Genomic DNA, 7618 nt, shown 5'->3' with positions numbered 1-7618 from the left:
TTCTATTACGTTGAGTTCAGGGTTTTCGTTTTTCTGGCTGTCTTTTCTTTGTTCCATAAAACAAAAAGTGATTAGGGTGCTGATGCTATGATTAATGAGATGATAACAGTTATTCCAATAATCAGTCCTGCAAGAATTACAGGATTAGCCAATAAAAAACATTTTACAGAGCAGTAAACAGGATGTCCTTCCCTGCCTCTTACATGTCGCATGCATATTTTTAAATGACACCATGAGCATTTCCTGTAGCATGTCGGCTTGTCATTCAGAATATTATTACAGAAAGTAGAACCGCATATCGCGCATTTCCCGCCATAATTTTGCCTTCCTTCTGCCGGGCACTGGCAGTCATATTCATGAATATTGTCAGACTCCAAGTCAACTATGCCGCCGGTTTCATCAAGCCCTGTAATCTTTTGCTGATCAGTTATGGGAACCTGTTTCCCGTCCTTATCTTTTATTACTACTCTCTTTCCGCCTCTCTGTATGTAATTCCCACTCAGCAGGTCTTCCTGTTTTTTTCTTTCTAATGGGTCCATGTCAGCTCTTCTTTTATAGATTGGTTAATTTTAGCACTTTTGCTGATTAAAACAATATAAGAACACAATGACAACGAATATGAAAGTGACAGATAAAGAGATGTAGTCTTCAATATATTACTACGACTTAGTAACTACAAATAGAAAGGTTTATAAATCCTGCCTGCCTTGATATCCCAGGTAAAATGGCATTCAAAAATAATCTGCTTTCGTATCTTTTCCCAAATAGGAATGCAAAAGAAATAGAGGGAAACCTTTTGCTTAAGGATGGAAGTCTGCATATAAGATTAGACCCTCGTATAAATAAAATCGGCGAGAAAGACAATGAAAAACATGTCTTTGATCTGCGTGATATTGAGGGGGCAGTGAGAGATGCTGTCTGCGAACTGAATACAAAAGGGATTTACACCTATTCTTCAGAAGCAGGGGGAAAAGGGCACAGCATAGAGGATTTTGCTTATATTCTTGCAAGACTTACTCCTGGAAATTCAAACATAGCAGAAAAAAACGAATTTTTGCTGAAATGCATTGACAATTACGAAGGTTCCCAGAAGAAGATATTTAATTACACAGACAGGGCAAGAATAAATTTTTATGTTTTGGGATTTAATCGTGAGAATCTGAATGACAAGGAAGTGAGCAAAAAATTTAACTCTCTTGTGGGTTTGCTTGGAAAGCAGGAAGATGATTTGGCAGGCAGAGGCAGAGGATTCCGAAAGGATGAAAGACCTGAAACTGCCCAGTATTTATCGCTGTTCAAATAAGCACTCAGAAATCGCCTTTTAGTGTTTTCCTACCTGTCTTAAGTGTAGTATTCAAATTGTAATTTAACAAATTCTGCTAGGTTTGGAATATCCCAATCGACATAGCTTAGACCATCTGTATCCTCTCCAATAATTCTAAAACCTTTACTTACTAAGTTATCAAGATGATCTTTATAGGGTATAGGGTGTTTAGATGGATTTCTTTCGTGAATTTTTAACCATCCGCGCGTACATACTGACAAAAATGTGCTCCACTTTCCCCTGCCTAAAGTACTCCATGTTAATTTATAATATTTCCCTTCCCATCTTAGTCTTCTTTCGTCTACTTGAGCTTCCTGATTAAATTTCCGTTTCAATATGTCTTTAATTTCTTCAGCCTTCCTTTTTGCTTGCTCTTCTTCTATCATTAACTTTTTCTCCATCTAATTATCTTTATTATATCACCGGAAACAGCCTAAAAGCATAAATTTCGAGACAACCCTTATGAAAGTACTCTAAATTTTTACTCCCAGATTTTACTCAAGTTTCATTGATGTTTTACTCTTAATCTCTTTTGCTAAATCCATTCTGTTTTTCTTTATCACGGTATCAAATGCTGTTTGAATAAAAGGAGCAACAAGATATTGAGAACCTTCTTCTGGCGTTAGCCCACAGTCTAAACTATTAACATAATCAATTGACATCATATAATGATCGTTTAGATAGAAAAGATATGAAAGGTGCAATATAAAAATGTTTTCTAAATCTTTCGAAAAGATATTTAAAAATTCTAACCTATTTTCTAAACATATTTCATTGTCATTTAAAAGTACATAGTGATAAAAGTTATAATGAGTATGGTCATTACAACGGTCTCTTATGTTTTTATATGTGTTATCTTTGTATAGTAATTTATTAATGTTAGACAACTTTTTCGAATCCTTAATATACTGCGACATTACTCGATATTCAGGGAGTTTTACTTTTCCTTTTAACCAATTATTAATCTTTTCAACAACAAAGTTTTCAATGCTGAAATGATCATCCAAATACAAGTTGGAATAGACATTAATTATTGTCGAATCATAATATTTTCTCAATAGTGCATATGAATCATTTATACGTCCTTTTATTAAAATATCTTTTATTGATTCAAGTGTTCCTTGTATAGAAGAATATACATAAGAGTCAATGTTGCAAATAGCTTTTGTTCCCAGAGTTATAAACTGAAATATTTATAATGAAAGATTTTTGTAAAAATCAGCATATTCTGATAACTGTTTGAAAACTTGATGTTCTTTATATGTATTATCTATGGTCATTTTTTAACCTAACTATCATAATTATACTACCGGAAACAGCCTAAAAGCATAAAAAAGAAATAGGAAGAGGATATAGATAATTACATCTTAAATCGTTTTTTCTTTTTTAATAAAAGAATAGCTCCTGATACTATAAAAATTATAGAGAAAATAAATGCCAGAGAATATGATTTGCTGGAGATATTCAGAATTGAATAACCGGTATAGGATGATATTCCAGTTGAAAACATTCCTACTAAACCCAAAGTTAACAATCCTGCTGCAATGAGAGAAACACTTTTCTCAAGTCGGGATCCATTGGTTTGTTGGAGAATCTCTTCAAGTGTATTAAGTTTTCCTCTTACAGTTTGTAAACTTTCTTTTCTTTTATAGGTGGGATACTTTTCATTTAACGCATTACGCACCTCTTTGTTTATACTTCTCACTAAATCATAAATTTCTGAAAGTTGCTCTGTTTTTCTTTTTTCATATGGAATGTCTTTTGTAACTCCTTTTATCTCCTTTAAATTAGAATATATGTCCTCTCTTATGTCTTCAATAGGAATGACTTGCTTTCCGAATCTTTTTATTTGTTCTTCATATTTATTTAATTTCTCTTCATATTCCCTATTTCTTTCATCTTTCTCGTGCATTTTTTTGAGTGAATATAAATGTGAGCCTTCATCCTTCAAATCCCGTTCTTCAATCTTTTTCCTTTCCTGCCTTTCTTCTTCTTCCATTGCTTCTAACCGCTTTCCCAGAGGCTCAAGGCTGTTCCCCAGTTTTTCAACAAAATTGAGATACCCTTGTGCTAATCCTTTGCCAACATTAACAGACGGCCATATCCTTTTTGCATAGGTGTTAGCGACAAATTCACCCGCTTTTTCTTCCTTACTGATACCTTTTCTTCTGTTGACTGGCATATTTTTTACAGGTAATATGAATATATAAAGTTTTCCTGAATGGAGGGTGGAATGGATAAAATAGAAAAAAGGGTTGAGAAACTGTCTTTTTTAGAAAAAATTGGGGCTGTAATTCCGGGTTTTATCAGGTATGCAAGGCGTGGCAAAAGAAGAGAAGCAGACAGATTATTGAGGGAAAGTATTTCAAGTATGCTCAAAGAGCAGGAACACAGATTAGGAAGTTTATGTGAAGTTCTTGCCAAGGAAGATAAAATGGATTTATTGAGGCGAGTTAATTCTATCCAGAAAAAGATTGCGAAAGCAGCAGACCGAGTAAGGTATGCAACATATGGTGCCTCTGGTTTGTTTGATCTTTCTCAAGTAGGGAAACAGGAGTTGGATAAATTATATAAGTTTGATGCCGAACTTGTTGAGGAAGTTGAGCAAATTAAAGATATCATAGAAGAGATTGTAAAAATGGGAAATGAGAAGTCCGGGGAGATTGCTAAATACTTAAGAGAGATTGGCGGCATTATTGACGATTTTAACAGTTTGTTCAGCTCAAGAAAGAAAATATTACTGGAGGAATAAAATGGAAGTAATTGAGTTTTTTGATAATTCTGGCAAAAGGATGGTTTATAGATATCAACAGCCCAATGTCAAAACAGGAGAAACGCAGGCACAAATAGCTTTTGGAAGCCAACTTGTTGTAAGAGAAAGCCAGGCAGCTATCTTTTTCAGAGATGGAAAGGCTTTGGATGTTTTTGGTCCCGGCAGGCATGTTCTTAAAACCCAGAATTTACCCGGGGTTACTAAGATAACACGATTAGTTGGTTATGGGAAAACAAGCCCTTTCAGGGCAGAAGTTTATTTTATTAATTTGAAGATTTTCAGAGGCATTCCTTGGGGTACAAAAAACCCTTTAGTATTGAGAGATAACCAGTTAATGTTAAAAGACAGCGAACTGGGAATAATAAGATTCGGCTGTCATGGGATATTTTCCATTCGCATTAATGACCCCCAACTTTTTGTAAATACGATTGTAGGAACACAGAACATCTTTGAAGATCAGGAAATTTGGCCATATTTAAAGGAAATTGTAATATTTGGAACAACTGATACTTTAGGGAAAAATCTTAAGTCTATATTTGAACTTCCCAAATTGTATACAGAATTGTCAACAATTGTTAAAAATCATCTTTCAGAGGATTTTGCGAGATTTGGCGTTGAACTGGTGGATTTTTATTTTTCTGGCTACACAATTCCCGAGGAAGTGGAAAAACTCATTGACACAAAGACAGGAATGAATGTTATTCAGGATATGAATAAATATCTGCAGTTTCAGGCAGCAAAGGCTTTGGAAAAAGCTGCAACCCAGCGAGATGGCGTCGCAGGCATAGGCGTGGGATTGGGTGCTGGTGTTGGACTTGGGACTGCAATGGCTGGTGCAATAAAAGAAGGATTGCAACCGAAGGGAAAAGAAGATGCTTATGAACAGATTAAAAAGTTAAAGGAGCTTCTTGATGCTGGCGCAATAACAAAAGAAGAGTTTGAAGAAAAGAAGAAGGGATTGCTTAAAAAAATCTGAATAAGTTCTGTTTTGGTCCTACAAGATGAGAAATTTTGAAACAAAAGGCAATACTGAATTAAGCCAGTTAATATGCAAAAAAGGATGCGGTGGTTTACTTGTCAGGACAGAAGATACAGATATATTTAGGTGCCAATTTTGTAATTCTTTATATCTTGTCAGGAAAACTGAAGACGGCTCTTTAGTAATAGTAAGGGAACTTAAAGTTGGGCTTGAAAATGTTGCAAGCTTGCAGCTGTTAGAATCAAAGAAAACAGGAATTGAAAGGGAGAAAGACAGGTATCTCATAAGGCTGCATTATATTGAAGATCGTGTTCGTTCATTTGGCCCATCTGCAAAAATAGAAAAAGACGAAATTAGATTTTGTCTTATAGATGAGATTTTTTCCAGGTCAACCACAAGAGAGCTCTCCCATGAATATAGGGTAATCCTGCCAAAGATTCGGGAATTGAATAAAGACATACAAGATCTGGAAGACAAGATTGCTAATGCGAAAGATAAAACATTGAATATCTTAAGGAAGAATAAAAAGATAACATGTTCTCTCTGTGGTTTAGCTGTTTCATCAAATACAAACTTTTGCCGGCATTGTGGGGCGGAAATTAAGGAATAATTGAATGAAATGCTTGGATTGTGGTTTTGAGAATGAGGAAGAAGGTAGATTTTGTGAGAGGTGCGGTGCAGAGCTAACAGCTTCAAAATCTATTCCTTTATTGGGAAAGAGAAGAAAGAAGAATAAAAAAGAAAGAAATGTTGGGCTGGGTGTTTTTTCCTTACTCCTTAGTGCAGGTTGCATAGTTGGGATGATTTATGTGGCAATTATAATGGGAAAGTGGGGTATAAGTTCAATATTAATGGCAGGGATATTTGCAGTTTTTTTTGGAATATGTGCAGGTTTTGCCCTAAAAAGACATTAAATAAAGAATTTTATGATGTGCCCAAATTGTGATTATAAAAACGAGGAGGACAGCAGGTTTTGCGAGAGGTGTGGTGCAAGACTTGAAACGGCTAAAGAATCAGTTTTGCCAATAGAAGTAACAGAAATAGAAGAAGAGGAAACTGAAGAAAAATTTGAGGAAGAACAGGGGGTAGAAACCCCCCAAATAATGGAGGAGATTGCAAGACAGCCTGTAACAGAAGAAGAAAAGAGAAGGATGAAACTTTTGAGTCTTATTTCTGTTCTTATTTGTCTGCTTTTAATTTGGCTTTTTGTAAAGATATCAGATAATCAACAGAAAAGACTTGAACAGTTAGAATATCAAAAAATACTTAAGACTGAAGCAAGAGAAAAAGAACGTCATGAAAAGGAACTTCTAGCACAACAAATAGAGCAAGAAGAAAGAGCAAAACAAGAAGATGAACGTAAAAAACAAGAGCGTCTAGAAAAAGCGAGGCGAGAACAAGCCGAATTAGAGAAGAAAGAGCAAGAACGTATAGAAAACGAAAAAGCAGAGAAAGCTCGGGAAGCACAGGAAGAGAAAAAACGCGCCGAGAGAGAACGTGACAAGATTGCGTCTACGCCTATTAGAATTTTCGACCTTGGTCTTAAAGAACCATGCCAAGGTGGTATATGTAGTGTTCTTGGTTCTCCTCAGCAATTCGAGGGAAAGTTTGTTGATCGGTATGGCTATTCCCACACATTTAAGATTTTAGTGGTTGAGCAAAGTAAAAGAATGGTGTGGGTTAGATGGTATTATCCTATTTATACTATGAAAGTTGATGACAAGGAAATCTCAAGAAACATGGAAGGATGCGGGTATTGGTTAGAGAGATGTGTAATACGAATAGACCCCCTGATGTGCGTTTTCGAACCCATCGGGATCAGGTATGTCCGCACGAACAGTGTAAAACTGTACAGAACTGACTATGGGTTGCCATCTCAATAGGATTTCCCAATAATCTCTCTTGGTACCATGGCTAAAAAGGGATTAGATATTTAGAATGTAATTCCATATTAAACTTTTTCTAATTTATCTTTCTATGGGAGAAAAAAGATGAAATGCCTAGATTGTGGTTTTGAGAATGAGGAAGACAGCAGGTTTTGTGAGAGATGCGGGACAAGACTTGAAGTTGAAGGGCAGGAAAAAACCAAAGAAGAACAGATACAAGAAATAGATAGGGAAATTATAAAACAGACTGCAACAGAAGTAGAAAAAGCAAAGAAGAGAATTTTGAGGATTCTTTTTTCAGTTTTTGGTTTTCTGCTCTTAATTTTGCTTTTCTGCAATATTATATATAGGATATGGCGTTGGTTGATGTGGCATTTGTAGGAAAATGAATAATTAATAAGAAATTTTTTGTTCTCTACTTATCTTCTTTAGAGTCAAACTAAATTCTATTTTACACCCCTTCTTGAAACAGTCTAAAAGCATAATTCTCCTCTTGACCTAAATTGTTTAATCCCTATGCGAATCTGAAATCTCCCTAATTCCTCTCTGTTTTAATTCTCAAGAAGCATCTGCTTGTTTTTTTCTGCCCTTGTTCTCTTTGATATTCCACTTAACACCACAGAGCTAAGCATTTAATTTTTTCTGCCAGAGGCAAC

Annotated in this window: 10 protein-coding genes and 1 pseudogene; 7 read left to right on the top strand and 4 right to left on the bottom strand. The window is 35.3% G+C overall.

The window, feature by feature from the left end; translation table 11 throughout:
• Positions 1-71: 71 nt before the first annotated feature.
• The gene (locus KKC91_03095; GenBank protein ID MBU0477537.1) at positions 72-539 is read right to left on the bottom strand and encodes a hypothetical protein; all 468 of its coding nucleotides are present in this window, start codon (positions 537-539) and stop codon (positions 72-74) included.
• A gap of 185 nt (positions 540-724) precedes the next feature.
• Between KKC91_03095 and KKC91_03090 the strand changes: the two genes are divergently transcribed.
• Positions 725-1303, top strand: coding sequence for a hypothetical protein (locus tag KKC91_03090; GenBank protein ID MBU0477536.1), 579 nt, complete (start codon positions 725-727; stop codon positions 1301-1303).
• 38 nt (positions 1304-1341) lie between these two features.
• Here KKC91_03090 and KKC91_03085 read toward each other — a convergent pair whose 3' ends face one another.
• The 3 genes and pseudogenes from KKC91_03085 to KKC91_03075 form a co-directional block, all read right to left on the bottom strand.
• Positions 1342-1710: a hypothetical protein gene (locus KKC91_03085; GenBank protein ID MBU0477535.1), complete on the bottom strand. Its 369-nt coding sequence runs from the start codon at positions 1708-1710 to the stop codon at positions 1342-1344.
• A 108-nt stretch (positions 1711-1818) separates the two neighbouring features.
• A pseudogene (locus KKC91_03080) lies at positions 1819-2604 on the bottom strand (hypothetical protein).
• An 80-nt stretch (positions 2605-2684) separates the two neighbouring features.
• Entirely contained in the window at positions 2685-3506 is an 822-nt protein-coding gene (locus KKC91_03075; protein ID MBU0477534.1) for a hypothetical protein, read from the bottom strand.
• A 51-nt stretch (positions 3507-3557) separates the two neighbouring features.
• Here KKC91_03075 and KKC91_03070 point away from each other — a divergent pair, with 51 nt between their 5' ends.
• The 6 genes from KKC91_03070 (at position 3558) to KKC91_03045 (ending at position 7343) form a co-directional block, all read left to right on the top strand.
• Entirely contained in the window at positions 3558-4076 is a 519-nt protein-coding gene (locus tag KKC91_03070) for a hypothetical protein (GenBank protein ID MBU0477533.1), read from the top strand.
• 1 nt (position 4077) lies between these two features.
• Complete coding sequence (locus KKC91_03065; GenBank protein ID MBU0477532.1) at positions 4078-5073, top strand: SPFH domain-containing protein; 996 nt, start codon at positions 4078-4080, stop codon at positions 5071-5073.
• Between the two features lie 25 nt (positions 5074-5098).
• Positions 5099-5686 (top strand): hypothetical protein, encoded by a 588-nt coding sequence (locus KKC91_03060; GenBank protein MBU0477531.1) that lies wholly within the window; start codon positions 5099-5101, stop codon positions 5684-5686.
• A 4-nt stretch (positions 5687-5690) separates the two neighbouring features.
• Complete coding sequence (locus tag KKC91_03055; protein ID MBU0477530.1) at positions 5691-5990, top strand: hypothetical protein; 300 nt, start codon at positions 5691-5693, stop codon at positions 5988-5990.
• A 12-nt stretch (positions 5991-6002) separates the two neighbouring features.
• Positions 6003-6959, top strand: coding sequence for a zinc-ribbon domain-containing protein (locus tag KKC91_03050; protein MBU0477529.1), 957 nt, complete (start codon positions 6003-6005; stop codon positions 6957-6959).
• 108 nt (positions 6960-7067) lie between these two features.
• Entirely contained in the window at positions 7068-7343 is a 276-nt protein-coding gene (locus tag KKC91_03045; GenBank protein MBU0477528.1) for a zinc-ribbon domain-containing protein, read from the top strand.
• Positions 7344-7618 lie beyond the last annotated feature (275 nt).

It is taken from the genome of bacterium, from assembly GCA_018812485.1.
In the GTDB taxonomy this organism is placed as follows: Bacteria; JAHJDO01; JAHJDO01; order JAHJDO01; family JAHJDO01; genus JAHJDO01.
Note: the sequence above shows the minus strand (reverse complement) of the source record. Positions and strands in the feature narration are given on the sequence as shown.

What these genes read in the sequence shown, in the direction of transcription:
- KKC91_03095 (MBU0477537.1), bottom strand. Translation starts at nt 539, where the DNA reads ATGGACCCATTAGAAAGAAAAAAACAGGAAGACCTGCTGAGTGGGAAT.
- KKC91_03090 (MBU0477536.1), top strand. Translation starts at nt 725, where the DNA reads ATGGCATTCAAAAATAATCTGCTTTCGTATCTTTTCCCAAATAGGAAT.
- KKC91_03085 (MBU0477535.1), bottom strand. Translation starts at nt 1,710, where the DNA reads ATGATAGAAGAAGAGCAAGCAAAAAGGAAGGCTGAAGAAATTAAAGAC.
- KKC91_03075 (MBU0477534.1), bottom strand. Translation starts at nt 3,506, where the DNA reads ATGCCAGTCAACAGAAGAAAAGGTATCAGTAAGGAAGAAAAAGCGGGT.
- KKC91_03070 (MBU0477533.1), top strand. Translation starts at nt 3,558, where the DNA reads ATGGATAAAATAGAAAAAAGGGTTGAGAAACTGTCTTTTTTAGAAAAA.
- KKC91_03065 (MBU0477532.1), top strand. Translation starts at nt 4,078, where the DNA reads ATGGAAGTAATTGAGTTTTTTGATAATTCTGGCAAAAGGATGGTTTAT.
- KKC91_03060 (MBU0477531.1), top strand. Translation starts at nt 5,099, where the DNA reads ATGAGAAATTTTGAAACAAAAGGCAATACTGAATTAAGCCAGTTAATA.
- KKC91_03055 (MBU0477530.1), top strand. Translation starts at nt 5,691, where the DNA reads ATGAAATGCTTGGATTGTGGTTTTGAGAATGAGGAAGAAGGTAGATTT.
- KKC91_03050 (MBU0477529.1), top strand. Translation starts at nt 6,003, where the DNA reads ATGATGTGCCCAAATTGTGATTATAAAAACGAGGAGGACAGCAGGTTT.
- KKC91_03045 (MBU0477528.1), top strand. Translation starts at nt 7,068, where the DNA reads ATGAAATGCCTAGATTGTGGTTTTGAGAATGAGGAAGACAGCAGGTTT.